A 24,759-nucleotide genomic window follows, 5' to 3' on the forward strand; every position below is an offset into this window, starting at 1 on the left:
AGCCAGGATCAAACTCTCATAAAAAAGATTGATTCGTTCAGAATTAACACTTGGCTAATTCATCCCTTTTTACTGTTTTAAAGGATCGTAATCACTTCATGTATCGTTCATTTGAACGTTACATCCATGAATACTCATCGATCGTTCAAACAAAAATTTATAAAACTTCATTTGAATTTTCGAGGATGTGTTTTACTGTTCAGTTGTCAATGTTCATTCTGTATTACTACTATGTTGTCTTGGATTTCTTGTTTTCCGCGACAACATATGTTACTTTATCACGATGTTTGCCTTGCGTCAAGAGTTTTTTCAATTTTTCTTGTTCAGAGTTTTTTAACTTTTCTTGTGCAACTTTTTTCAACTTTGTATTTCGAGAAATCCAGGATCAATCCGCTATCCCCAACGGAAGATATTCTGCCCTGCTGACTCCCGCAGATGCTGCTGCTATGGATGATGCCCCGCAGAAATCCAGCTCTTTTCCCGCAAGGTCTGTAATTCGGCCTCCTGCTTCCGTCAGAATCACTGCTCCGGCTGCATAATCCCACAGCTGCAGGAGTGGTTCCACGAAAAGACCGGTTCTTCCGGAAGCTACCATGCACAGATCCCAGGCCGCGCTTCCGCTTCTCCGGAGATCTACACATCTGTCGAGATAGAAGGATCCGACCTTCCAGACCTGATCCCGCAGATTCGGATAGTATGGAGCGGTCCCGAAGGAAACCAGGCTCATCGACAGCGGCTCGTTTGAGCTGTGAATAGTTTTTCCATTTTCAAAAGCGCCTACGCCTTCCGCGGCTGAAAACATTACCTCCTGCCAGGGATTGTATACAACCCCGATGAATGGTATTCCATCCTTGAAAAGTCCGATCGATGTGACACTCGGGCCATAATTGTTCATGAAGTTTGAAGTGCCGTCTATAGGGTCTACTACAAAGGTAAATCCCCGCCGGAAGCTTTCATCAAAAGCATCCTTTCCGTTCTCTTCTCCTACAAAATGTGCCTCCGGCAATATGTCACCGAGCCGCCCGGTCAGAAACTCCTGTACTCTTTTGTCATATATGGTGACAAAATTTGCGTGACCGGATTTTATTTTGTCCGGAGAAATCTCATCCTGGCCCTCATGTGCAGATCTCATAATTGCCCCTGCTTCCAGAGCAGCCTCTCTGATATCAGTCAGGATATTCTGTTTGTCTGCTATGCTCATTTCATTCACCTCAGATATTGTTTGTATTTAGATATTGTTCGTGTATGAATATTATTCCTATTTAGATACTGTTCGCCCTTAGACATTTTTCGTATTTAAATATTATTCCTATTTATATATTGTTTGCCTTTCGATATTGTTCATATTTATTCCAGTTCGCTCAGAAACAGCTCGTAATAGTCGTCCTCGTACTGTAGAAGCGGGGAATTCTCCCCTCCCCCGTTTGTACTTCTGCGCATAGCGGCATATGAGCTTTCCCCATACTCCAGGAGATCCATCTCATACATTGGCAATCCCTGTTCTGTGCTGATTCTGCAGAAATCAGCAAGAGGGGTTTCGGTATTTCTTGTAGCCAGAAGTCTATTACGCAGTCCATCATCTTCCAGTGCCTTTTTTCGCAGTAATTCCAGGGTCTCAGGTATGTCCATCTGATCTGACCTCCATTCAGCTGCTATTGATCTGTCCACCATAGAGCAGCTACTATTTGTCCACCATTCAGCATCTATTATTCTATCCAACATTCAGCAGCTACTATTCTGTCCACTATTCAGCAGCTATTAGTCTGCCCTCAATTATTTCTGCAGCTGGGATTTCATCATACATTAACCAATATCCCTCAGATTCTTGTCCTGTGATATTCGTTTCCATCCAGATCCTTCCATATAAATGTATGATCTTCCAGGATCATATAACTGTGAGGAGAATCCTCTTTTGGGATGGACACAGAGCCAGGATTCAGATAAAGGTTATTGCTCCCGAATTGCTCCCATGCGGGGATATGGGTATGGCCATGGAGCAGGATATCATTCTGACGGATCGGAGGGAGCTGGCTCCTGTTGAAACGATGACCATGCGTAGCATAAACAAGTCTTCTCCCCGCCGTCAGGATGCAGTAATCTGCCATGATAGGAAACTCTAATACCATCTGATCCACTTCTGTATCACAGTTTCCACGCACGCAGAAGATATCATCTTTTCTCTCGTTCAAAAGCTTCAGGACTTTCTTGGGCGCATATTCTCTCGGAAGATCATTTCGCGGACCATGATACAAAATATCTCCGAGCAGCATCAGCCGCTCCGCTTCTTCACGCTCAAACGCCTCCAGCATTTTTCCGCAGTAATATGCAGATCCATGAATATCAGAAGCTATCATTATTCTCATCGTTTTTCATCCTTAACGTTTATTTTGTCCGGCGTACTGCCTCTCGCCAGAAAATGCATATACACCTTATAACACACAAACTTACCTGCAGCAAGAAATATATGTCGTTTTGTCATGCAAAAATATTCCTTTACTGAATTTCATCAATATCTTTCATTCCGCAGCAGTCCGATTTTGTCTAGCAATCGTCCCTTCTTCTGCGGGAGCTATGCCCCTTATCCCGATACATGTTAAGATCTGCATTCGTCAAAAGAGCGTCAAAATTAGTTACCTTGCCGCGTGTAAATGCATATCCAATCGCAATACTGATACCATTAATGTTCGCACTTTCTCGAATATGTCGAATCAGCAGGCGGATGTCCCGCTCCTCAAGATTCTCTGTCACAGCGATAAACTCATCCCCGCCTGTCCGAAAAACGTCATCCGCCCCCGCGCATTCCATGAGGATCCTTGCCGCATTCTCGATCAGGATGTCGCCAGCATGATGTCCCTTGGTATCGTTCGTATTCTTCAATCCATTCAAATCGATCGAGATCACACCAAGCACACCATCCCCCTGCCATGTTTGAATCCGCCGTTCCAGTGCTCTGCGGTTTCCTGCACCGGTCATAGGGTCAATCGTGCTCTCCTTCTCCAGCGCACGCAGAATATTTCTGTTGCGAACCATCACCGCAATGAAATCGGTCAGTGTAGAATACGTAACGGTTCCTCTCCGGAAGCTTTCTTCTGACGGGTTAATAACCAGTGTAAATCCCTCCATCTGGTTCTGCAGGATCATCTGACCCGAGATAAAGCTGCGTACACCATGGATCCTCAGGGAAAAATCCGGATGTTCCTTCTGGAATACTTCCATATCCTTCACCATGACGATTCCCTCTGATATGAACCGTGTATACAGCTCCCGTAGTTCAGTTTTCGGAATACTCTGCAATTCCTCCTTCAGCGGAACCACCCCTGGTGCAGTCCATTCATAGGTCGCGCTGACCGTTTCGTCATCCCGCTCCTCAAATATGAGGAACCGCTCCGGATGCATGTCTTCCGCAATTCTTGTCATGGTCTTATTAACTGCTTTTTCAGGATCCGATTCTTCCATTCCCCGGGATATCGCATCATTTGCGCTCATCTCCTGATAAAACTGTTCGCGGTCTCCCGCCAGCGCATCAATGTATTTATCCGGTTTAAAAGCAATTGTAACCTTAAGCGAACGTCTCTCCCATGTGGTCAGAAACGAATGAACAATCAGATTATCCCCGGCTATACGGCTCGTACGGGACGCGACAAACGCCCGGTCCATTCGAAGCATCAGATTCGGACAATCCCTGCATGGCGCATCAAAACCCTCGAGCACCTGATAACAAAGACAGCCCTTAAGGCTGCTGTCAGAATTAATTTTCAAATCATTCCGCGCAGCCTCATTCAGATAGACAAGCTCATAGGTTTTCGGATCACTTATGATAACCGGTTCAGGAAGATGATCCAGCAACACGCGTCTGACATAAATCCGGTCCTCTGTATAAGGTTTTTCCCCAAATGCCTCTTTTTCCGCGCTGCTCATTCTCCGAATCAGAAGCTGCAGCATTTCGTCAAGACTTAAAACCTCAGAACCATAAGCAAGCGCATGCGTTAAAACAGGATTTGTCTGGATGCTGAAACGTTTCCATAGTTCAGGGAGAACATCAGAGACAGTTGCCAGCTTTTCCTCAAGTTTTTTTACGCTCTCCCTTCTGCAGAAGCAGAGAAAACAGCACAGCCCGATCCTCGAAACTGTCCACCCGGGCGTGAATGATTTCCGCAGTGCAGCCGAGATGTGATCCAGAATCACTTTCGCATACTCAACACTGCTCTGCATCACCTCCGCAAAGGCTGGTACATCGATGATAAGACCAACGTAATCCAGTTTATGCAGACGATAATGATCCGCAAAAAGAAGACCAGCCTCAATCGCTCCACGGAAGCTCAAAAAACCTGTCTCATGATCGACCAACCCCAGCTGGGATTCCTCATCTCCGATCTTCCGGTCGTTTCCATTTACCATGACCAGCGTTCCCGCATTTTTCTTCTCCTGATACCAGGGAACACGGGTAACACTTACTTCCTGAATTTTACCTCCAGTCAGCGCAAGCTCTTTCACTTTACGAGTCTGTCCTGCGCCATCCTGCACAGTTTCCCGTTTTAAATCCAGGTCCTCTGCATCGAAGTGGCAGCCAATCTCCTGTTCCGTTTTTCCATGGAACTCTGTCTCGTCCTGAATCCCCTCTGTTTCTTTAAGGGTCCTGCTTGCTCCAAGAATCCGTCCCTTTTTGTCTTCCCAGTAAAACAAAAACGGCGAATTTTCACGCAGTGTGCGAAAGAGACTGCTTTCCGTCAGTGTCTCCGCTCTGACCGTTCCATTTTCTGATAATCCAAAAGACCGGCAGAACTCAGGAAGAAGTGTGTTCCTGTCGCTTTTTCTCTCCCAGATATCCTGCCGTTCACAGAGCAGGATATTCTTCGTCGTGCTTTTATAGATCAGCAGTGCCTCGAATACCTCCCATCGATACGTTCCATCCACGCCTTTGATCCGAATAAGCTCCGCTGCAGAAGCTCCGCCCCCACTATTGGCCTTTGCCTCCACATTCTCAGGACGGATAAACGCGAGGAAACGCTGCCTGTCATCCGGGTAAACCAGGTTTTCAGAGAAAATACGGATAAAATCACGGATGGTATCTGGCGCCTCTCCTCCATTCACTTCCGGATGATTGGACCGCAGATTCAAAACTTCATTTTTTCCACGATCTATCAGGTAAAATCCATTGTAAAATTGGAAGATATCGCGCAGCATGCTGTCCATCGTTTTTGCCTGCTGAATTGCTTCATTATTACTGATATTGTAGATATGCGCCTCGCCTACCCAGTAATCTTCATCTCCGGCAATCCATCGGACGCTGAGCCGCATGTACTGTCCATTGTCGGCATAGCTCAGAGTTTCCTGTGCCTTTGAATGGAATGCCTTCCCCATTAACTGCTGAAATCTTCCGCGAAACGGGTATCCTTCATCCAAAAGGTTCGTATTTGCTTCCGACACGCCCTGCGTTCCGGTACTTCTCAGTTCCCTCTTATAAGCATCATTTGCAATTAATAGCGATATGTTCGTCCCATCGAAATCGAACAACGCGGTTGGGAAATCGGAAATTATGTTGACACTCTCCGCCGTATTCATCAAATGATCTTCTTCCGGCGATTCGAACTGATAGCTCTTGCTGTGTATGAAGGTAAAGGTGTCATCATACCGCATCGGTTTTCCATAATAATATCCCTGAATCCGACCGCAGCCGATCCTTTTCAGGAAGGAGACCTGTTCCTCCGTCTCCACGCCTTCCGCCAGTGTCCGTATCCCCAGCATCCTCGCCATTGCTACAACCGAAGTGATGATCTGCCTGCTTCTGTCATCGAAGTGACTGAAAAAACCCATGTCGATTTTTATGACATCAAAATAATAGTTGTGAAGAGAATTCAATGAGGAGTACTCACTTCCGAAATCATCCATCCACACCTGATAGCCGCCCTGCTGGAATTGGCGGATGGTCTTTGACATACTGTTATGGTTTCGAAGCATGACCCCTTCAGTAATCTCAATGTGAAGCACGGTTCTGGGAATCCGGTAATACTGAACCATTTTTTCAATAGTATCGATCGGATTCGCGACTTCAAAATCATATGCGGAAAGATTGATGGAGACAGGAACCAGAGGCAAGCCATTGTCCACCCGGTCACGAAACATCTTGCAGACCTGTTCCAAAATATATCGGTCAAGTCGGTTGATAAGCTGAGCTTTCTCCAACACCGGAATGAACACATTTGGAAAAATCATCCCATGCTCCGGGTCTTCCCAACGTGCCAGCGCTTCAAAACCGCTCAGCTTCCCGGTCAGCGTACGAATCACCGGCTGGTAATACACCTTGATATAATGCTTCTCCAATGCCTCGCTGAAGTGGCGCAAAACATAAGTCTTATTGGCGATGGTTTCTCCCATCGCGGCATTATATACAGCGACACTCTGGTTCCCATCCTCTTTGATGCAGTCACAGGCAATTTTTGCCGAATCAAAGGCATTTCTCAGGATGTCCAGCGAATCCTTTTCCGACGGCTTATAGACTCCCACCTTCAACCGGACACCATCGTCATTGATGAAACCGTTTACCTCATTGCACACATCTTCCAGCTTAGTCTCCAGATCTTCAGATGGCAGAAGTGCGACAAAATGATCGGCCGTCATATGTCCCACAAGCGCCCCAGGGAAGCATTCTGTGATGGTTTCAACAATTTTCTTCAGACACAGATCTCCACGCTTCATGCCATACAAACGGTTATACTCTTTAAAGCTTGTCAAATCAAAACTCGTCGGACAAAATTTACGCACTGCGGAGAAACCCTTCCGCTTTTCCGCCTCTTCAAACGCCGCCCGGAAGAAGTCATGCATACCAAGCACTCCCATATTATCCTGTACTCGCATATCACTTGCAAGCTGCTCGGCGGAAAAGAGAAGAAGAACATAGGCCTTCCCAAAAGGAGTGTCCTTCAACGTGCCTGTTCCATCAGCTTTCCGAAAATGACCATTTTTCGTACGATAATGAAAAGTAAGAGGGATATGCTCCGGATGTCCGTTGACCAGCTCAGCAAGAGGCTTGTAATCCTCGTCTTCCATCATATTCACATATCTGTAAGAGCAATATTTCAGAAATGTCTCTGAATTCTCGCATTCATAGAGAGATGCAATCTTCCTGTTAGCAAAAACAATCCGCTCCGTTCCATCCGCAAGGACAAAACAAACCCCGCTATCAATCAGATCAAAATCCTCGTGGTATCGATTCCATAATTGGTCAACATGCTCCGGCACATCAGCTCTTATTATATCCATGCTGGTCTTTTCCTCCTGTAATCCTTTCGCCCTGGTAGTTCCCTCGTTCCCAACATGCCCTCTCCAGGACCACAATTTGGAGGAATATGGAAACATAGTCCGCTTCTTTTTGTAATGAAGCATAACATTATTGCAGCAATATAGCGTGTGTTTCATAATAAACTTGCCATAAGAAATATATACACCTTATACTGAGAATATACAAGAAACATTCCAGTTGCTTATTTTTATTTAAAGATGAAAAAGACTCTATAAGAGTAACTTCTTCAGAAAAAGCCTCCTCAATTAGGAAATTACATTTCTGGAATACCAGAGCCCGAACCCACAAATATTACTTCATCAATCATAAAAAATGAGAAAAAGGAAGGAACCGTATGAAACTGGAACTAAGAGATCTGTATAAGAGTTTTGGCGAGCATCAGGTGCTTAAGGGAATCAGCCTGACAGCGGAAAGCGGTACTGCTCTAGGGCTGTTGGGAAGAAATGGTGCCGGAAAGACAACCACCATACGTATTCTGATGAATGTATTTCCGGCAGACAGGGGTGAGATCCTGCTTGACGGAAAGCCAATCGACCACAAATCGGTGAAAATCGGCTATCTGCCGGAGGAGCGGGGCCTCTACCCGAAGAAAATCATCGCCGATCAGCTGCTGTACTTCGCGGAACTCAAGGGAATGAAGCGAACAGATGCCCGCGCAGCGATTGACAGCTGGCTGAAACGCCTCGGCATGTCTGAATACAGCAACAAACGGCTGGATGCCCTCTCAAAGGGAAATCAGCAGAAGATCCAGCTCGTCACTGCTCTCGCGCATGATCCGCATATTCTGATTCTGGACGAGCCTTTTTCCGGTCTTGATCCGGTAAATGCGGAGCTTCTGAAGGAAGTCGTAAGAGACGAGATGAAGCGGGGAAAAATCATTCTTTTTTCGAGTCATCAGATGAATTACATCGAAGAGTTTTGCAGCGAGATTGCAATTCTGAATGGAGGTCACATTGTACTCTCCGGAAATCTTCGGAAAATCCGGCACCAAATGGCAGGCAATGACCTTCTTGTCCGTTCCTCTATGCAGGAACAGATTCTCAAATATTACGGAGACCGGGCTTTTCTCACTGAGGATGGTGCCATCCGGATCAAGCTGAACGATACGGAGGACTGCCGCCGGGAGATGCAGCTTCTGACCACGAAATGGGACGTGAATGAAGTCCGGATATTCGAACCCTCACTCAATGATATTTTTGTACAGACCACCAGAGATCAGATCTGAAGGGAGAGTCCATGAATTCTAAGAATCAGTTCAAGACAATTTTCCGGTTTGAGCTTGGAAATTATTTCAAAAACAAGGTTTTCGTCGGCACCACAATCGTTCTGATGATTCTGCTTTCCGTCATCATGTTTTTTCCGAAGATTTCCGGACTGGTTAAAGGCAGTTCTGATGACAGAGAACAGAAAATTCTCCTCCTCTCCTCCGAAGATCCCACACTCACACAGATGGCGCAGACAGCTTTCGAGAAGGCATTCCCCGACTATCAGATAACCATCACGGATCCGGACGCCGCTGATATTCGGAGCAAAATCAACGATGGGACCGCAGACTGCGGCTTTCTGCTTCAGGATGCACAGAACTACACATATTTTGTCAAAAATCTCTCCATGTATGATGCCAACCCGGAAATCGCCGACCAGATTCTCCGCGGAATCTCTGAAATAAAGGCAATGACCGAAGCCGGTCTTTCTCCGGAACGGGCCGGAAGCATTCTTGCAACAGAGGTGTCACACACGGTGGAGGCCACCGGAAAGGATCAGTCTCAGAATTTCTTCTACACCTATATTATGATTTTTGCCCTGTATATGGTGATCCTTCTGTACGGACAGATGGTCAGCACAAGTGTTGCGACAGAAAAGAGCTCCCGCGCCATGGAGCTTCTGGTCACCAGTGCCGACCCGGTAAAAATGATGTTCGGCAAGGTACTGGCGGCCTGCCTGGCGGGTCTTGTCCAGCTTCTTTGCGTCTTCGGAACTGCTTTCCTGCTCTTCAACCTCACCAGGGATGACTGGGCGGATAATCAAATTGTGACCTCGATCTTTGACATTCCGCTCCATCTGCTGCTGTTTATGCTTATATTTTTTATCCTCGGCTTCCTGATCTATGCCTTTCTGTACGGGGCAGTCGGATCGACGGTTTCGAAGCTCGAGGACATCAATACCGCCATCATGCCGATCACCTTCCTCTTCATCATTGCTTTTATCGTTGTGATGACCGCACTTGGAAGCGGAGAAGTGGACAATCTCCCGATGATGGTGTGTTCCTTTATCCCGTTTACATCTCCCATGGCCATGTTCACCAGAATCGCCATGAGTACGGTGCCTTCCTGGCAGATCACCATCTCCATTGCAATTCTCGCGGTTTCTGTATGCGGAACCGGCGTGCTCGCCGCCAGGATATACCGTGTTGGTGTTCTCCTGTATGGAACCACGCCGAAACCGGCAGAGGTACTTCGCATGATCTGGAAAGGACGATGATTACAAAAGGCGCCGCACATTCTCCTGAAGCACCGGAACGACCTGCTCCTCGAACCATGGATTTTTCCGCTGCCATCTGAAGTTCAGCGGACTCGGATGTACAATTGGGAAATACTCCGGCAGATATTCCCGATAGGCAGCAACAGTCTCGGTCAGATTTTTCTTCTTGCGATCTTTCAGATAGTAATCAATGGAATACCTGCCGATCAGAATCGTGAGTCCTACTTCCGGCATCAGACGTAAAATATCTGAATGGTACTCCTCCGCGATAAATTTTCTGGGCGGCAGGTCTCCGGACCTGCCCTTCCCGGGATAATAGAAATCCATCGGCATGATTGCGATCTTCGAAGAATAAAACGTCTCCCGGTCAATTCCCATCCACCGGATCAATGTTTCTCCGGATTTGTCATTGAACGGTATGCCGGATTCCTCCACCTTCCGCCCCGGAGCCTGACCGATAATCAGAATCCTGGCATTGCTGCTCACCTGGAAGATAGGATGAATACCCCGGTCGGTGTACGAACGATTTCTCTCATCCGTTTCCAGTCTCTCTCTGATCTCCTCTATTGTCATTATCTCACACTTTCTGGGAATTTCTGCCATCGGCAGGGATTCTCTTTTTAATGCTTTCTATAGTTTTTACCTATTTTGGATCATCCTGTGAAAAAGTTCCGTAACATTGGATACGAGCATCGAGCCATTTTCTGTATAAGTCCCCGCGTCACTTCGCTGCTTCGCAGCTTTCGTGCCGCTAACAGGAATGAGCATCGAGCCATTTTCTGTATAAAGCCAACTGCTCCGTTGCTTCGCAACTCTCGCAGTTGCCACATGCATTCGCATTCTCGCGGTGCTTCGCACCGCTCCATGCTCATTCCTGTTGTCGTCGCTAATGTTCTCGCCCACTGGTGAGCAAGCTCCCCGTGGGCCAAGAACATTGCGACTGGACTTATACAGAAAATTGTGAGTTGTAGAGATCGGCGTAGAATCCGTTGCGCGCGAGGAGTTCCTGATGTGTCCCTTGTTCTACGATGTCTCCGTGGTTGAGTACCAGGATCCGGTCGGCGTTTCGGATTGTGGACAGTCTGTGTGCGATGACGAAGCTTGTTCTCCCTTTCATGAGCTGATCCATAGCGTTCTGAATGAGCTGCTCGGTTCTTGTATCTACGGACGATGTTGCTTCATCCAGGATCAGGACGCTGCGGTCTGAAAGCATCGCCCGCGCAATTGTCAGAAGCTGTTTCTGGCCCTGTGACACATTTGTCGCGTCTTCATTCAGAACCATGTCGTATCCGCCGGGCAGTGTCCGGATAAAGTGATCCACATGAGCGGCTTTTGCCGCTTCCTCGACCTCTTCATCCGTTGCGTCCTGCCGGCCGTAGCGGATATTTTCCCGGATAGTGCCGGAAAACAGCCAGGTATCCTGCAGCACCATAGAGAAATTCTCTCGAAGCTGATGTCTGTCTATGCTTCGGATATCCTGTCCGTCCAGCCGGATTGTTCCGCTGTTCACATCGTAGAAACGCATCAGAAGCTTTACGATGGTTGTTTTTCCTGCTCCTGTCGGCCCGACAATGGCGATCTTCTGTCCCGGATCCACATGGCAGGAAAAATCTTTGATGACAATCTGATCCGGATCATAGCCGAAACGAACATGCTCGAAATCAACCTCTCCACGAATTTTTCCCGTCCCGGATGCAGCGATAGATCCGCTCTTTTCACCCGACTCTTCTGTCCAGCAAGCTTCTCCGCTCCCGGCCGACTCGCTTATTCCGAAAGCTTTACTCTGCCCTTCTTCTGCCTGTGTCATCCATGCAGGATCTTCCTCTTCTTCCTCCAGAAATTCGAAGACACGTTCCGCCGCCGCTGTCATGGACTGCACCTGGTTCATAACCTGAGCCATCTGTGCCAGCGGCTGCTTTATATTGCTCACGTATTGAATAAATGCCTGAATATCTCCGACCCCGATCACACCGCGAATCGCGAGGAGTCCTCCGGAAATCGCGACACCGGCATACCCGAGATAGCTGATAAAATTCATAACCGGCATCATCGCTCCGGATATAAACTGTGACTTCCACGCTGAATCATACAGATCGCTGTTTGTCCGGTTGAAGTCGCCCATAACGATCTTCTCCCTGTTGAACGCCTTGATCACCAGCTGACCGGAGAAATCCTCTTCAATCTGTCCGTTGATGATTCCGAGAGAATCCTGCTGCCGGATAAAATATTTCTGTGATTTTTTTACAATGAAGGCAACCAAGGCTCCGGACACCGGAATAACGACGACCGCGATCAATGTCATCAGCGGGGAAATCGTCAGCATCATCACCACAACACCGACGATCGTAGCAACAGACGATATGATCATCGTAATGCTTTGGTTCAGACCGGTTCCGAGCGTATCTACGTCATTTGTAATTCTGGAAAGTACATCTCCGTATGGCCGGCTTTCGAAATATTTCATCGGCATACGGTCAATCTTTTCAGAGATTTCACGGCGCATGCGATAGGCAACCTTCTGGCTGACCGACGTCATGATCCATCCCTGAATAAAGCTGAAGCCGGCAGATGCGAGATACAGGGCGAGTGTAAAAATCAGGATTTTGCCGATCTTTTCAAAATCGATTCCACCGGTTCCCTGGATTTTACGCATCAGTCCTTCCGCCAGCTCGGTCGTCGCATTTCCCATGATCTTCGGCCCAAGAACATTGAAGATCGTCGAAAGTACCGCAACAATCATGACAAGGATAACCGCTATCCGATAGCGGCCGATGTAATGCATCAGTTTTCCAAATGATGCCTTAAAATTCTTCGGTTTTTCTGCAACCTGGTTACGTCCGGGACCGTGTCCCATCGGTCTTGCCATTTTCTGTTTTTTGCGATACTCTTCCAGCTGCTTATCCCGCGCCCGCTTCTCCGCATCTGCGTTCATCTCTTCCTGCTGTCTCTGATTTTTCCCGAATCCCCGCAGATTCTGATTTTTGTCATTTTGCATGGCGCGTTCCCTCCAGTTCCTTCTGTGAAAGCTGTGAAGCAGCGATCTGTCTGTAAACCTCGCAATTGTCCAGCAGCTCATCATGTGTACCGAGCCCTGCCACTTTTCCCTCATCCAGAACAAGGATCTGATCTGCATTCAGAATCGTGCTGACTCTCTGTGCGACAATGATTTTTGTCGCATCCTTTTCTTCCCGTGACAGCTCCTCTCTGAGCTTCGCATCTGTTTTCATATCAAGAGCTGAAAAGCTGTCATCAAAAACGAGCGCCAGAGGCTTCTTCGCGATCGCCCGCGCAATCGAGAGCCGCTGCTTCTGCCCTCCCGATACATTGCTTCCGCCCTGTGATATGAAGCTGTTATAGGCATCTTCTTTTTCCTCGATGAAGTCGTCAGCCTGAGCGATCTTCGCTGCGCGTCTGACCTCTTCGTCCGATGCATCCGGGCGTCCAAAACGGATGTTGGAGGCAATCGTCCCGGAGAACAGGGTTCCCTTCTGCGGCACAAATCCGATCTCTTCCCGCAGTTCATGAAGATTCATGGAACGGATATCAACCCCGTCTATCGTGACAGATCCGCCTGTTACATCATAGAACCGCGGAATCAGATTCACGAGCGTACTCTTTCCCGAACCGGTACTTCCGATGATTGCCGTAGTTTTTCCCGGCTCCGCTGTGAAGGAAATATCTGTCAGGGCATCCAACTCCGAGCCGGGATAGCGGAAGCTTACATGATCAAAGCGGATCACGCCCTTTTTGCTCTCCGGCTTCTCCTCATGTTCCGGGTTCACAATAGAAGGTTTTGTGGCAATTACTTCATGAATCCGGTCCGCCGCTACGCCTGCTCTCGGAAGAATGATGGACATCGCAGTCAGTATCATAAATGAGGATATGATTATCATCGCATACGTAATGAAGGATGTCATGGCTCCGACCTGAAGCGTGCCTGCATCCACACGATGCGCAGCGACCCAGGTGATCAGAACGCTGAGTCCGCTCATCACAAACATCATCGACGGCATCATAAAGGTCATCACACGGTTTGTGAACAGCTGCGTACGCATCAGATCGATATTGGCCTCGTCAAACCGTTCCTCCTCTGTTTTTTCTCTACCGAATGCCCGTACAACCATGAGCCCCGTCAGGATCTCCCTGGACACCAGATTCAGACGGTCAACCAGTTTCTGCATAATTTTGAATTTCGGCATGGCAAGCACGACCAGAACAAGGATGATTCCCACGATGACCGCAATTCCAAGCGCAATCACCCAGCTCATCTTCGCATGAGACTGGTAAACCTTTACGACACCCCATACGGCAAGAACAGGTGCGTACAGAACCATGCGAAGCAGCATGGTTGTCACCATCTGCACCTGCTGCACATCATTTGTCGCCCTGGTGATAAGAGATGATGTCTGGAATTTTTCCATCTCTGCGCTGGAATATCCGATGACATTGTGGAACACCTTATACCGCAGATCCCGGCCAACCCCTGCGCCGACCCTTGAAGCGAAAAAGGAGACTGCGATCGCGGTAAGTCCCATCAGAAGCGCGATCAGCATCATTTTCCCTCCGCTGATCCAGAGATAGTGCTTCTGCTGGCTGTTCACATCCACACCGGCTTCCTGATCCGCATCTGCCGCATAACGGATTGCCATGGCTTTCATTGTCTGTTCACCTGTTTTGCTGATGGCACTGCTGATCTCCTCTCTCATTCCGGAAATCTGATCGTCTGTCATCTGTCCGCTTTCTATCATCTGACGGATTGCTGGTCTCACATCAACATATGTGGCTTTCCTGCCATTCTCATCCTTCGCCTCGAAGATATGTACATCCAGATGAAATGCCTTGGCAAGCTCTTCCGCAGACATAGAATCGATCTGACTCTCCGCGGCAGCCATCGCATCCGCAGCATCTGCCTGGCCATTCGCGCCGGTCATCGCATCCGAGCCGGTCGCCTGGCCATTCGCGCCGGCCATCGCATCCGTACTGTTCGCCTGTACATTCGCGCCGGTCATCGCATCCGTCTGCCCTGCAGTCACGGGTGCCGATTCAGCCTGTTTTTTAACCATATCACGGAAAGCTTCCTCACTCATATGCCCAAGCTGATAAGCCATGACCACGGGAGTCAGAAGGTCCTTATCAAGCTTCTTCCACTCCTCTTTTCCGAGATCTCTGATCGTATAGTTCTCTCCGTCCTCAACATACGATGCCTGCCACTCCTTCCGCTGATCCCCGTCCATGAAGATCTGTGCCTCGTCGTATTCGTCCGCCGTGATTCTGGCGGGAAGAATGTGCTCAATACCCTTATTCTGGATTCCGACATCGATAATATTCTGCGTGTACTGCGGCATAGACATCTCGCAAAAGCCCTGAACAATCAGCAGCACAGCAAGAATCAGCACCGATTTCCAGTACTTCTTCAAATTTCCGAAAATATGTCTCATGAATTCTCCCTTTCCGTTTTCCAGTCAGATTTTGAAAAAACCGATTCCGTCTGTGCGTACAGCTCATTCAGCAGACAGCAGAGCGTCCGGACTTTTTCTTCTCCCATACCCTCAATAATTTCATGAAGAGCTTTCTCAATTGAACGGATATTTTTCTGTATCTCGCTCAGCCCCCTGTCGGTGAAGGAAACCAGTGTTGTACGCCGGTCATTCGGATCCAGGCTGCGTCTTAGGATTCCTTCTTCTTCAAGGCCCTTCAGGATGCGCGATACCCCGGGCGCCGGCATTCCTATTCGTGAAACAATATCACTCACACGCACCTTGTGATCCTCTCTGCTGTTATAAATCTGCCACGCTGTTCCCACGACAATGGTTTTGCCCCTGCTGATTCCTGAAAAACAGAAAACGGGGCGCATCTTATGAAACTGATGCATGGCGTTAATCAATTCCTCCTCCAGCTGATCCATCCTTTACTCCTTTCCTCGAATACGGCTGTACAGCCTTCAATCCCTGCTGCTTACATACAATGCTTAATATCCGGTTATGATCTGTAAGCGCTCTGCATGAACTGTTCCAACTCAGAAACAGCCATAAACTGTGAAAGCGCCATTATCCGCGGTTCTCTATATGAAACAATGCTCATCTGAAAGCAAGTGCATGCATGAAACAGATAAATAGTTGGCCGGTGCAATTATTGGCAATGATAATATTTATCTATGGCAATTATTAACACTGTTAACTATGTAGCAAAGCACATTTTACTCTTCTATCTCATGACCGTCAACCACTTCATGAGCGAGATAAAACACGCTGCGCGAGTTTTATCTCGCTATCGCGACGCTCGCCGCACACGAATACTTCGCATTCGGCTGCGGCTCACTGTTCGCGTAAAAAAACTCCATGACCGGTGCCTTCAGGCCTGCCTGTCATGGAGTTCTATTTCTTCTTTCTGATGCGTATCATTTCCGGAGCCGCCATTCGGACGGCATCTACTGCCTCAGGACGCATCCCGCCCCCTGGGACCGGAAGGCGCCCTGCTCACGCCAGAAGATATCAGCTGTTTACAACGTTGTAATCCCCGATAGCCTTGTTAATGCTGTCCGCGATGCTCTTTGTGGCTTCTGCCGGATCCTGATTCGTATTCAGCATGTTCTCAATCCCGGATTCTACATCCTGTCTTGCCTCCGGGAAGACGCTCATCAGAGCACCTGCGTACTCAGGCTTGGAATCATGCAGCTGATCGATAGCTGTCTGGAACTGCGGATATTTTGCGATATTATCCTTGAATGCCTGCTCGTCATGCGCAGCTGTTGTAACCGGGAAGTAACCGGTCTGTGCTGCCCAGTATGCCTGGCTTTCCGGTGAAACAAGGAATTTCACGAATTTCCATACTGCCTGCTGCTTCGCCTTGTCACCGTTATCAAGTGCCCACAGAGAAGCTCCTCCGATGGAAACGCCACCCTGATCATCGTCGCTTACTTTCGGGAAGTAAGCGGTTCCTACTTCAAACTTGCCGTTTACATCCTGCAGAATCTGCGCAAGAGAAGCGGTAGATCCGAGAGTGATCGCACTCTTTCCGGCTGTGAAATCAGCAAGACCGGAATCTCCGCCGCGGCCTACGTTCGGAGCGGTGCCGTCATCATACATCTTCTTCCACTGGGAGAGAATCTTCTCACCGGCGCCGTTGCTGTCAAATTCAACCTTTGTAGCAGCTTTGGTACGTCCGTTATCGTTGTCTACATAGTTTGCGCCCTGCTTGCAGAGGAACTGCTCGAAGAACCATCCATAGATTCCCATGGACATTGCCTCACCGGCTCCGCCCTTCTGTACCAGATCGTTTGCGATCGCGTCGATCTTCGGAAGAGAATCCGGGATGTCTGTGATGCCTGCCTTCTCGAACATATCCTTATTGTAGTACATGATCGGGGTAGAGGAGTTAAATGGCATGGAATAAAGCTTGTTGTCTACCGTATAGTAAGCCGCAATATTCGGCTCCAGCTGAGACTCATCCCATCCGTCCTCATCAATCAGATCCTGCATCGGAACAACCCATCCGGAATCAATCATGAAACGGGTTCCGATCTCATATACCTGAACAAGGTCCGCACCCATGTTTCCGATCTGCGCGCTCTTCAGCTTATTGATGGTATCATCGTATTCACCCTGATACTCTGCGTCTACATAGATATTATCTTTATTTTCTTTATTGTACTGATCTACCAGATGTGTAAGCGCATCTCCGTTTACACCGCCCATGGAATGCCAGAAGGTGATGGTCGTCTTGCCGGAAGAGCTTGCTGTGCTTCCGTCTGATGCCGCAGATGACGCAGAATCTGCAGCAGTCGCCGTGGTCTGTTCCGCGGTATCTGTACTTGCTGCCTGCTCTGTGCTCTCCTGCGATGCGGCGGAAGACTCAGAAGAAGAGCTTTCGGTACTGGATCCGCATGCGCCGAATACCATAGTTGCCGCGAGTGTAGCGGCAGTTAGTGTCAGTAACCTTTTTTTCATATTTTCCTCCTAATGTAAAAAAATGAGTGATATATGTCATCCGCCGTTTCCGGCGGTTATGACCCTTGAAAAAGCAGATGAAGAATCAGCGGTCAGCCTTTTACTGCTCCGGAGAACATACCGCGGATCAGCTGTTTCTGTCCGATAATGAAGATTGAAATCGACGGCAGAATAATCATGACTACGCCGGCGATCATCATCGTGATCGACTGGGAATCCACGCTGTTCAGCATGCTCAGTCCGATCTGAACCGTTCTCATGGTCTCATCTCCGGTTACAAGCAGCGGCCACATATACATATTCCATGCGTTGATGAAAGTATATACCGCCATTGCTCCGATTGCCGCCTTTGTCAGGGGAAGCAGAATCCGGAAAATGAAGCGCAGGTTGGAACAGCCGTCAATTTTTGCCGCCTCATACACTGAAATCGGAAAAGACTGATAAAACTGCCGGAAGAGGAAGATGCCCATCGCACTTGTCAGATAAGGTATGATCAAAACCCGGTACGTATTCAGCCATCCCCATTGTCCAACGGTCAGATAGTTGGAAATGATTGTCGCTTCTCCCGGCACCATCATCGTTGCCATAACGAGCATGAACAGGATTTTCTTCCCCTTAAACTCCAGGAAGGAGAAGGAAAACGCAGCAAGGGAACAGGAAGTGATCTGTCCGAACGTGATCAGGCCGGCTACAAGGAACGAATTTATGATGAACCGGATCAGAGGGATTTTGCTGAGTGCCTGATGGAAATTCTCAAGCGTCGGATGTTTTGGAATCAGATTCAGATTCATGGTGTAAAGATCCGACGAAGGCATAAACGCGATACTTACCGCATAGAGCAGCGGAAGCAGAATGATGAATGCCACGACGATATTGATGATCAGCCGTGCTGCCTTCCTCCCCTTCTTAACCCGGATTGCTTTTTCGTTTAATCTGATGCTTTCCTCCCGCATCGCCTCAATTTCCTGCGGCGAAAGCGAAATGCATCCATCTGTATTGTTCAATGTGTTTTACCTCCTTTTTTCTCTGCGCGGAACATCAGCAGGGTAAGTACCATGATGATCAGAAAGAGTACAACTGATTCCGCCGCCGCGCTGCCGAATCGGAAATTGAAGAAAGCGTCCCGGTAGATCGAATAGACAATCAGGTTGGTTGATTCTCCTGGTCCGCCCTGCGTCAGGATCTTTACCTGACCAAAGGACTGGAAGGCCTGGATGATATTCACGACGATTGTGTAGAACATGATCGGCCGAAGTCCGGGAAGTGTCAGCTGGAAAAACTGCCGCACCGGACCCGCGCCGTCGATCGATGCCCGCTCATAAATTTCCTCATCGATATTGGCAAGTCCCGCGCTGAAATACAGGAAATTGATTCCGCTGTTCAGCCAGGCTGTCAGCACTGCCACACACACGAGAGCGTATTTCGGATCATTCAGCCAGTTGATGTTCGTGTGCGCGAGCTTATTGACAATTCCGATGGTCGGGTCAAGCATGATCCGGAAGATCAGCGCAGCCGAGCTCGATGCTATGGACATCGGAAGCGCATATGCTGTTGAGAAAAACCGTATGCCCGGAAATGTCTTGTTGCAAAGCACCGCGCCGATCAGTCCCAGCAGCATTCCTCCGATCACAACGATCACAACAAAGATTGCGGTTACTGCCAGTGAATTCGCGAAGCTGGCACTGGTAAGCAGATCCTTGTAATTGCCAAATCCGACGAAGAGCTTTGCCTGTCCCAGCTTGTTGGTCTTATAAAGGCTCAGGTAAATCGTCTTTACAAAGGGATAGAAAAGGAATATTCCAAATATGATCGCGGAGGGAATCAGATAACAGTACGGTCCCGCCTTTTTCTTTACCTGTCCGGTTCCTGTCATTGTTCAGCACCTCCGTTTCCCTGTATCTTCTCCGTAGCCCGTATCTTCTGCGTAACCTGTATCTTTTGTGTATCCTGTATTTTCTGTATATCCTGTATTTTCTGTGTATCCTGTATACAGCACGTATGCTGTTTTTTCTTCATCGTCACTGCTTATCTCCTTCCGCTTATCCCAGCAGAAATTCTTCGATCGACTCTCCCGTTCCCTTGTCGAACAGGTGCATCTTCTCCGGATCAATGTACAGCTTTATCTGTTTTCCTTTGCGCCTTGAATCGTAGGTCTCAAGCTTTACGGTCGTACTCTGACTGCCCGCACGCCCGTGCAGATAAAAATGCGAGCCGAGGTTTTCTATCCTCTCGATATCGAACGGAATTGCATAAGAGGGTTCTCCCTCCGTCATCAGATCTTCCGGCCGGATTCCGATCTCCACCTTAGTACCTTCTGTCAATCCTTCCATCAGGCTGCGATGAAATCTCAGCGGAAGAGGAATCCTGAAGTCTCCGGTATTCAGAAATGCCAGTCCCGCTTCCATTTCCACGGCGGCATTCAGGAAGTTCATCTGCGGCAGTCCCAGAAAACCTGCGACGAACCGGTTCACCGGCTTCTCATATATCTGTTTCGGTGTTCCTGCCTGCTGCACCATTCCATCCCTCATGACAACAATTTTCGTCGCGAGGGTCATTGCCTCTACCTGATCATGGGTGACATAGATAACGGTAGAACCGAGCTTATCGTATATTTTTTTCAAATCGACACGCATCTGCGTCCGGAGCTTTGCGTCCAGGTTGGACAGGGGCTCATCAAACAGATAAGCATCTGCATCCCGGACAATTGCACTTCCGATTGCCACACGCTGCATCTGTCCTCCGGACAGCTGCGCAGGTTTTCGGTCCAGAAGGCTCCTGATCTCAAGCATCGCGGATGCCTTCTGAATTCTGCGCTCAATCTCTGTCTTATCCACCTTATGAGCCTTGAGCCCGAATGCCAGATTCTGATATACCGTCATGTTCGGATAGAGCGCATAGTTCTGAAAAACCATCGCCAAATTTCTCTTTCCGGGATCCACACTGTTCATAAGCCGGTTTCCAATCCAGAGCTCTCCCTCGGAGATATCCTCCAGTCCGGCGATCATGCGAAGCATCGTGGATTTTCCACAGCCGGAAGGGCCGACAAATACAATGAATTCGTGGTCTCCGATCTCCAGATTAAAATCCTTGACCGCCTGGAACCCGTTGCGGTAGGTTTTCGAAATGTGAGATAATGTAATTCCTGCCATTTTTAATTCTCTTGCTTTCCTGAATAATTTTAATTTTTTTGTTCTTTTCCATTTTATTCGTGCCTCGTTAATTCCGTTATCCTGTGCAGGTAAAGATAAAGTAAAAAAATCAGCCCCGTCGCCTGTATGTGTAAACATAGAAAAACCCTGTGGATTCCTCACATTACAGAATCCACAGGGTTTGCCTTTGCCTTTTGGCTTGTTGTATGACCCGCCGTCCCGATACTCCGGGTCATTTTTAGATTAATATTATGTAAATGTTTTATCTCCTTCTATACTGAATCATGCAAAACCATTCCAGGGAATATCTCCCTCTATGCCGATCAGCTGGCCCATAGAAATCACTTCCCCGGAGCGCATCACAATCCGCTGATGCTGCGCATCAATTTTTTCCAGAGATCCGCTTACGGTGTGATACGATCCTCCTTTTTTCCGCAAATCCGGAACAAAATAAGTAATCGTAACCTCCGGCCTGCGGTCCAGGATCTGCTCCAGCATCTGCAGTTTTCGATTCAGTATCGCGATTTCGCTCTCGGAGAGTGTAACTCTGTCATCCGTCTTCCTGCCTGTCTCCTCGATCGCCTCGTCGTATCCGGTGAGGGCTGCGAATGGAGCAAACTGCGCCGCGCGCTGGAGGAGCGGCATCGGCACGTGATAGGGTGAAACCGGATGCGACAGATTAACGATGTCCTCATAAGGGAACGAACTTCTCTCTTTTCCACCTGCAGATCCCGATTTCATTCTATTCTGCACTTCAGGCTCCTCTTTCTCATTGTTCATGCCTTGTGCCCTCCGAATTTACTCCGTTTTCCCCATGATTCATGACTATGCTCCCGATTCCTGATGATTAAGCCTTGTGCCCTCCGATCTGCTTTGCCCGATCCAGTCCGGTCGCGCCCTCCCGGAGATTCAGCCCGCGGATAACCGCGTCACTTCCGAATCGCTCACGGATCGAGAGCATGGCCTCCTGTATGCGTCGCTCTTTTTCATGCTCTCTTTTATCTTCTTCTTTCTTCGCTTCAAGCGCATGGTAATCCGTAAAAAGGTCCATCTGTTCGTAGCTTGTATCCGGCACCTCATCCTCCGGAATTACATGTTCCAGAGAAATTGTGATCCGACGGATCAGAAGAGATGGATCAACCGTCCGACGGTAAATTTCCATCACTGCGCGCGTAATTTCCTGTCCCGAGGAAGTTGCGCCGGAAAGTTTCGCAGAACCATGTGCATGCTTCGGAATTCTTCTCCCATAGTGATCACTGGTGACCGCGCCACGATATTTCTTCCGAATCTCCGGATCGTCCAGACTTTCCCTGTCATATCCGATTGTCAGCGTAACCTGGTCGCTTACCATCCGTTTACTGACCAGATCCAGCGCCATCACGTCCGCCATTTCCTGTACCACTACTGCTGCCTTCTCGAAGCTGTAAGGTGACATCAGCACCTGTCCGGAACTGACGGAATTATTTTCCGGTCTGTATTTTTTGATCAGATCTATGGTACACGGCTCGTATCCCCAGGCATGGTCGATCAGAAGCTCTGCATTGACACCGAAAAGCTTATACAGCAATTCCTCATTGCAGAGATCATTTGCTCCGCCGACCGAGCAGCGGGCCACATCGCCCATCGTGTACATGCCGTATTCTTCAAGCTTCTTCGCATAGCCCCTGCCAACTCTCCAGAAATCGGTAAGCGGCCGGTGCATCCATAGCTGTCTGCGGTAGCTCATCTCATCCAGTTCAGCGATCCGCACGCCGTCCGCGTCGGCCTCCGCGTGCTTCGCGACGATATCCATCGCAATCTTCGCCAGATAAAGGTTGGTCCCGATGCCTGCCGTCGCCGTAATACCGGTCTCCTTCAGCACATCACGAATCATCGTGATTGCGAGCTCATGTGCCGTCATTCCATAAGTTTTAAGATAATCCGTCGCATCGATAAAAACCTCGTCGATCGAATATACGTGAATATCTTCCGGCGCAATGTATTTCAGATAGATCTGATAAATCCGTGTGCTGTACTTTATATAATATGCCATCCGGGGAACGGCCGCGATATAAGACATTTCCAGAGCCGGGTTCTGCTTCAGCTCCTCCGCATCAGACGATGCCCCGGAAAAAACATTTCCCGGCGCTCTCCGGATCCGCTCACGGTTTATCTCACCGACCCGCTGAACAACTTCAAAAAGCCGGGCACGCCCGGGAATCCCATGTGCCTTCAGCGCAGGAGAGACCGCAAGGCAGATTGTCTTCTCTGTGCGTGACACATCGGCAACCACCAGATTCGTTGTGAGCGGATCCAGCCCGCGCTCCTGGCATTCTACTGATGCGTAAAAGGATTTCAAATCGATCGCAATATAAGTACGCTCCACTATCGTTCACCCTGCCTCCGATATCTTCGGCACATTCTGAATATACGCCCGGATATTTACCGTATCCTTCTTCATTATCTTTACATCTGACCGCTTACCGGAAAATACATCAGTATCCTCTTTCTTTGCTGACACCATAGACCAGCGCTTTTCCGCTCAGATAATTCTCCAGATCTTCACAGAACATTTCCACACTCTTTTCGCGCGTATAATCCAGTGTCATCTGACCGGCGCAGTGCGGTGTCAGCAGGATATTTTTCGCAGTGCGAAGCGGGCTATCTGCCGGCACAGGCTCCGTCTGCATGACATCCAGAGCTGCTCCGGCAAGTTTTCCCTCGTTTAAAGCGTCTGTGAGTGCTTTCTCATCAATTGCGCTTCCTCTCCCCACATTGACCACAAAAGCATCTTCCGGAAGAAGCGCGATTCTGTCTCTGTTCAAGATTCCAATTGTTTCCGGGGTCTCCGGAAGGCTCATGACGAGAAGGTCTGTCTGCGGAAGCACAGAATCCAGCTCTGTCACCCGAAGGACCTTATCATATTCCTTTAATTGTCTTCCACTGCGACTTACCCCGATAACCGATTTTGGATCAAAGCTCCTCACACGCTTAGCAAAAGTGCTTCCGATATCACCGGTTCCGAGAGTGGTAATCCGGCTTCCGCACAGAGAATACATCGGAATGTCGTGGCGCCATTCTCGCACTGCGGTATTCTTCATTATATTCTCATAAGCCTCAAACCGGCGCATCAGAATCAACGCTGTCATAATGATGTGTTCGGAGATGGAGACCCCATATGCCCCCGAAGAATTGGACAGCAAGCAGGTGCTGTTTGGAAGAACGCCCTCCTGGAGATAATGATTCACTCCTGCCCAGCAGGTACAAAACCACTTCAAATTCCCGGCCGCATGCAACGGTCCCGGATCCGCCCCGAACATGACGTCCGCACTCTTTGCCTCCTCTTCAGCCTCCCGCGGATCCGTAACAAAAATGGCCTCGCAGCCATGTCTATTCGCGATTGTCCGGATTTTCCGCTTTTGCTCCTCTGTTATTTTCCAGTATACAAGAATCCTGCAGCCCATGATTAATACCTCCAACTGTATGTTTTCATCATTTCCACTCTGATATATCTTTTCATTATTTTCATTCTGATTTGTCTTTTGGTATTAGTCTAATACCTCTGACGTTTTCTGGCAAACCCACCGAGATAAAACATGCTGCGCGAGTTTTATCTTGCTATCGCGTCGCTCGCCGCACACGAATACTTCGCATTCGGCTGCGGCTCACTGTTCGCGTAAAAAAAACCGATCATCTGCAATAACAAATGATCGGCGGATTATCTGTATAGATTTTCATACATACCTTCAAAACTGAACACACAAACGCTTCCCGGGAATCCGTCTCCGGATTTCCTCTTTTCCTTCCAACTTATGCTTCAGGTCAAACCCTCGACCGATTAGTAACAGTCAGCTCCATGCCTTACGGCACTTCCACCTCTGCCCTATCAACCTTATCGTCTTTA

The 24,759-nt window shown here is 48.5% G+C and carries 17 protein-coding genes and 1 rRNA gene; 2 read left to right on the forward strand and 16 right to left on the reverse strand.

The genetic code is table 11. The features are described from left to right. Nucleotides 1-385 precede the first annotated feature (385 nt). From ACTQ1O_RS13800 to ACTQ1O_RS13815, 4 genes are all read right to left on the reverse strand, one after another. Nucleotides 386-1,201: an inositol monophosphatase family protein gene (locus ACTQ1O_RS13800; protein ID WP_441487758.1), complete on the reverse strand. Its 816-nt coding sequence runs from the start codon at nucleotides 1,199-1,201 to the stop codon at nucleotides 386-388. Between the two features lie 146 nt (nucleotides 1,202-1,347). Beyond that, nucleotides 1,348-1,629 carry a hypothetical protein gene (locus ACTQ1O_RS13805; protein WP_441487759.1) on the reverse strand — a complete coding sequence of 94 codons (282 nt, stop codon included), beginning with the start codon at nucleotides 1,627-1,629 and terminating at the stop codon, nucleotides 1,348-1,350. Nucleotides 1,630-1,817: 188 nt separating this feature from the next. Beyond that, nucleotides 1,818-2,363: a phosphodiesterase gene (yfcE, locus tag ACTQ1O_RS13810; RefSeq protein WP_441487760.1), complete on the reverse strand. Its 546-nt coding sequence runs from the start codon at nucleotides 2,361-2,363 to the stop codon at nucleotides 1,818-1,820. Nucleotides 2,364-2,541: 178 nt separating this feature from the next. Further along, nucleotides 2,542-7,260, reverse strand: coding sequence for a GTP cyclohydrolase IIa (locus ACTQ1O_RS13815; RefSeq protein WP_441487761.1), 4,719 nt, complete (start codon nucleotides 7,258-7,260; stop codon nucleotides 2,542-2,544). A 374-nt stretch (nucleotides 7,261-7,634) separates the two neighbouring features. Here ACTQ1O_RS13815 and ACTQ1O_RS13820 point away from each other — a divergent pair, with 374 nt between their 5' ends. After that, nucleotides 7,635-8,525: an ABC transporter ATP-binding protein gene (locus tag ACTQ1O_RS13820; protein ID WP_441487762.1), complete on the forward strand. Its 891-nt coding sequence runs from the start codon at nucleotides 7,635-7,637 to the stop codon at nucleotides 8,523-8,525. A gap of 11 nt (nucleotides 8,526-8,536) precedes the next feature. Further along, nucleotides 8,537-9,781 (forward strand): ABC transporter permease, encoded by a 1,245-nt coding sequence (locus ACTQ1O_RS13825; RefSeq protein ID WP_441487763.1) that lies wholly within the window; start codon nucleotides 8,537-8,539, stop codon nucleotides 9,779-9,781. Here the strand turns inward: ACTQ1O_RS13825 and ACTQ1O_RS13830 are convergent, their stop codons facing one another. The 12 genes from ACTQ1O_RS13830 to ACTQ1O_RS13885 all read right to left on the reverse strand — a co-directional run. Beyond that, nucleotides 9,782-10,384 (reverse strand): uracil-DNA glycosylase family protein, encoded by a 603-nt coding sequence (locus ACTQ1O_RS13830; RefSeq protein ID WP_441487764.1) that lies wholly within the window; start codon nucleotides 10,382-10,384, stop codon nucleotides 9,782-9,784. It lies immediately after the preceding gene. 343 nt (nucleotides 10,385-10,727) lie between these two features. Continuing rightward, a complete protein-coding gene (locus ACTQ1O_RS13835; protein ID WP_441487772.1) occupies nucleotides 10,728-12,647 on the reverse strand; it encodes an ABC transporter ATP-binding protein in 1,920 nt (639 codons plus the stop codon). Between the two features lie 118 nt (nucleotides 12,648-12,765). Then, the gene (locus ACTQ1O_RS13840) at nucleotides 12,766-15,219 is read right to left on the reverse strand and encodes an ABC transporter ATP-binding protein (protein WP_441487765.1); all 2,454 of its coding nucleotides are present in this window, start codon (nucleotides 15,217-15,219) and stop codon (nucleotides 12,766-12,768) included. After that, nucleotides 15,216-15,686, reverse strand: a complete 471-nt coding sequence (locus ACTQ1O_RS13845; protein ID WP_441487766.1) for a MarR family winged helix-turn-helix transcriptional regulator — start codon at nucleotides 15,684-15,686, stop codon at nucleotides 15,216-15,218. The genes ACTQ1O_RS13840 and ACTQ1O_RS13845 overlap by 4 nt, the downstream gene beginning before the upstream one ends. A 586-nt stretch (nucleotides 15,687-16,272) precedes the next feature. Beyond that, nucleotides 16,273-17,727: an ABC transporter substrate-binding protein gene (locus tag ACTQ1O_RS13850; RefSeq protein WP_441487767.1), complete on the reverse strand. Its 1,455-nt coding sequence runs from the start codon at nucleotides 17,725-17,727 to the stop codon at nucleotides 16,273-16,275. Nucleotides 17,728-17,819: 92 nt separating this feature from the next. Further along, a complete protein-coding gene (locus ACTQ1O_RS13855; protein ID WP_441487773.1) occupies nucleotides 17,820-18,680 on the reverse strand; it encodes a carbohydrate ABC transporter permease in 861 nt (286 codons plus the stop codon). A 47-nt stretch (nucleotides 18,681-18,727) separates the two neighbouring features. Continuing rightward, a complete protein-coding gene (locus ACTQ1O_RS13860; protein ID WP_441487768.1) occupies nucleotides 18,728-19,600 on the reverse strand; it encodes a carbohydrate ABC transporter permease in 873 nt (290 codons plus the stop codon). A 166-nt stretch (nucleotides 19,601-19,766) separates the two neighbouring features. Continuing rightward, nucleotides 19,767-20,876, reverse strand: a complete 1,110-nt coding sequence (locus ACTQ1O_RS13865) for an ABC transporter ATP-binding protein (RefSeq protein WP_441487769.1) — start codon at nucleotides 20,874-20,876, stop codon at nucleotides 19,767-19,769. Between the two features lie 282 nt (nucleotides 20,877-21,158). Continuing rightward, nucleotides 21,159-21,656 (reverse strand): hypothetical protein, encoded by a 498-nt coding sequence (locus ACTQ1O_RS13870; protein WP_441487770.1) that lies wholly within the window; start codon nucleotides 21,654-21,656, stop codon nucleotides 21,159-21,161. A 67-nt stretch (nucleotides 21,657-21,723) separates the two neighbouring features. After that, nucleotides 21,724-23,244 carry a Y-family DNA polymerase gene (locus tag ACTQ1O_RS13875; protein ID WP_441487774.1) on the reverse strand — a complete coding sequence of 507 codons (1,521 nt, stop codon included), beginning with the start codon at nucleotides 23,242-23,244 and terminating at the stop codon, nucleotides 21,724-21,726. A 106-nt stretch (nucleotides 23,245-23,350) separates the two neighbouring features. Then, nucleotides 23,351-24,319 carry a D-2-hydroxyacid dehydrogenase gene (locus tag ACTQ1O_RS13880; protein ID WP_441487771.1) on the reverse strand — a complete coding sequence of 323 codons (969 nt, stop codon included), beginning with the start codon at nucleotides 24,317-24,319 and terminating at the stop codon, nucleotides 23,351-23,353. Between the two features lie 354 nt (nucleotides 24,320-24,673). Beyond that, nucleotides 24,674-24,759 (reverse strand): 23S ribosomal RNA (locus ACTQ1O_RS13885); the annotation flags it as partial.

Origin of the sequence: Bilifractor sp. LCP21S3_A7, assembly GCF_052118825.1 — a bacterium.
In the GTDB taxonomy this organism is placed as follows: domain Bacteria; phylum Bacillota; class Clostridia; order Lachnospirales; family Lachnospiraceae; genus Bilifractor.

Coding starts and splice junctions, on each gene's coding strand:
- ACTQ1O_RS13815 (WP_441487761.1), bottom strand. CDS start 7,260: ATGGATATAATAAGAGCTGATGTGCCGGAGCATGTTGACCAATTATGG.
- ACTQ1O_RS13880 (WP_441487771.1), bottom strand. CDS start 24,319: ATGGGCTGCAGGATTCTTGTATACTGGAAAATAACAGAGGAGCAAAAG.
- ACTQ1O_RS13860 (WP_441487768.1), bottom strand. CDS start 19,600: ATGACAGGAACCGGACAGGTAAAGAAAAAGGCGGGACCGTACTGTTAT.
- ACTQ1O_RS13805 (WP_441487759.1), bottom strand. CDS start 1,629: ATGGACATACCTGAGACCCTGGAATTACTGCGAAAAAAGGCACTGGAA.
- yfcE (WP_441487760.1), bottom strand. CDS start 2,363: ATGAGAATAATGATAGCTTCTGATATTCATGGATCTGCATATTACTGC.
- ACTQ1O_RS13835 (WP_441487772.1), bottom strand. CDS start 12,647: ATGGCAAGACCGATGGGACACGGTCCCGGACGTAACCAGGTTGCAGAA.
- ACTQ1O_RS13825 (WP_441487763.1), top strand. CDS start 8,537: ATGAATTCTAAGAATCAGTTCAAGACAATTTTCCGGTTTGAGCTTGGA.
- ACTQ1O_RS13820 (WP_441487762.1), top strand. CDS start 7,635: ATGAAACTGGAACTAAGAGATCTGTATAAGAGTTTTGGCGAGCATCAG.
- ACTQ1O_RS13850 (WP_441487767.1), bottom strand. CDS start 17,727: ATGAAAAAAAGGTTACTGACACTAACTGCCGCTACACTCGCGGCAACT.
- ACTQ1O_RS13830 (WP_441487764.1), bottom strand. CDS start 10,384: ATGGCAGAAATTCCCAGAAAGTGTGAGATAATGACAATAGAGGAGATC.
- ACTQ1O_RS13865 (WP_441487769.1), bottom strand. CDS start 20,876: ATGGCAGGAATTACATTATCTCACATTTCGAAAACCTACCGCAACGGG.
- ACTQ1O_RS13855 (WP_441487773.1), bottom strand. CDS start 18,680: ATGCGGGAGGAAAGCATCAGATTAAACGAAAAAGCAATCCGGGTTAAG.
- ACTQ1O_RS13800 (WP_441487758.1), bottom strand. CDS start 1,201: ATGAGCATAGCAGACAAACAGAATATCCTGACTGATATCAGAGAGGCT.
- ACTQ1O_RS13845 (WP_441487766.1), bottom strand. CDS start 15,686: ATGGATCAGCTGGAGGAGGAATTGATTAACGCCATGCATCAGTTTCAT.
- ACTQ1O_RS13840 (WP_441487765.1), bottom strand. CDS start 15,219: ATGAGACATATTTTCGGAAATTTGAAGAAGTACTGGAAATCGGTGCTG.
- ACTQ1O_RS13870 (WP_441487770.1), bottom strand. CDS start 21,656: ATGAACAATGAGAAAGAGGAGCCTGAAGTGCAGAATAGAATGAAATCG.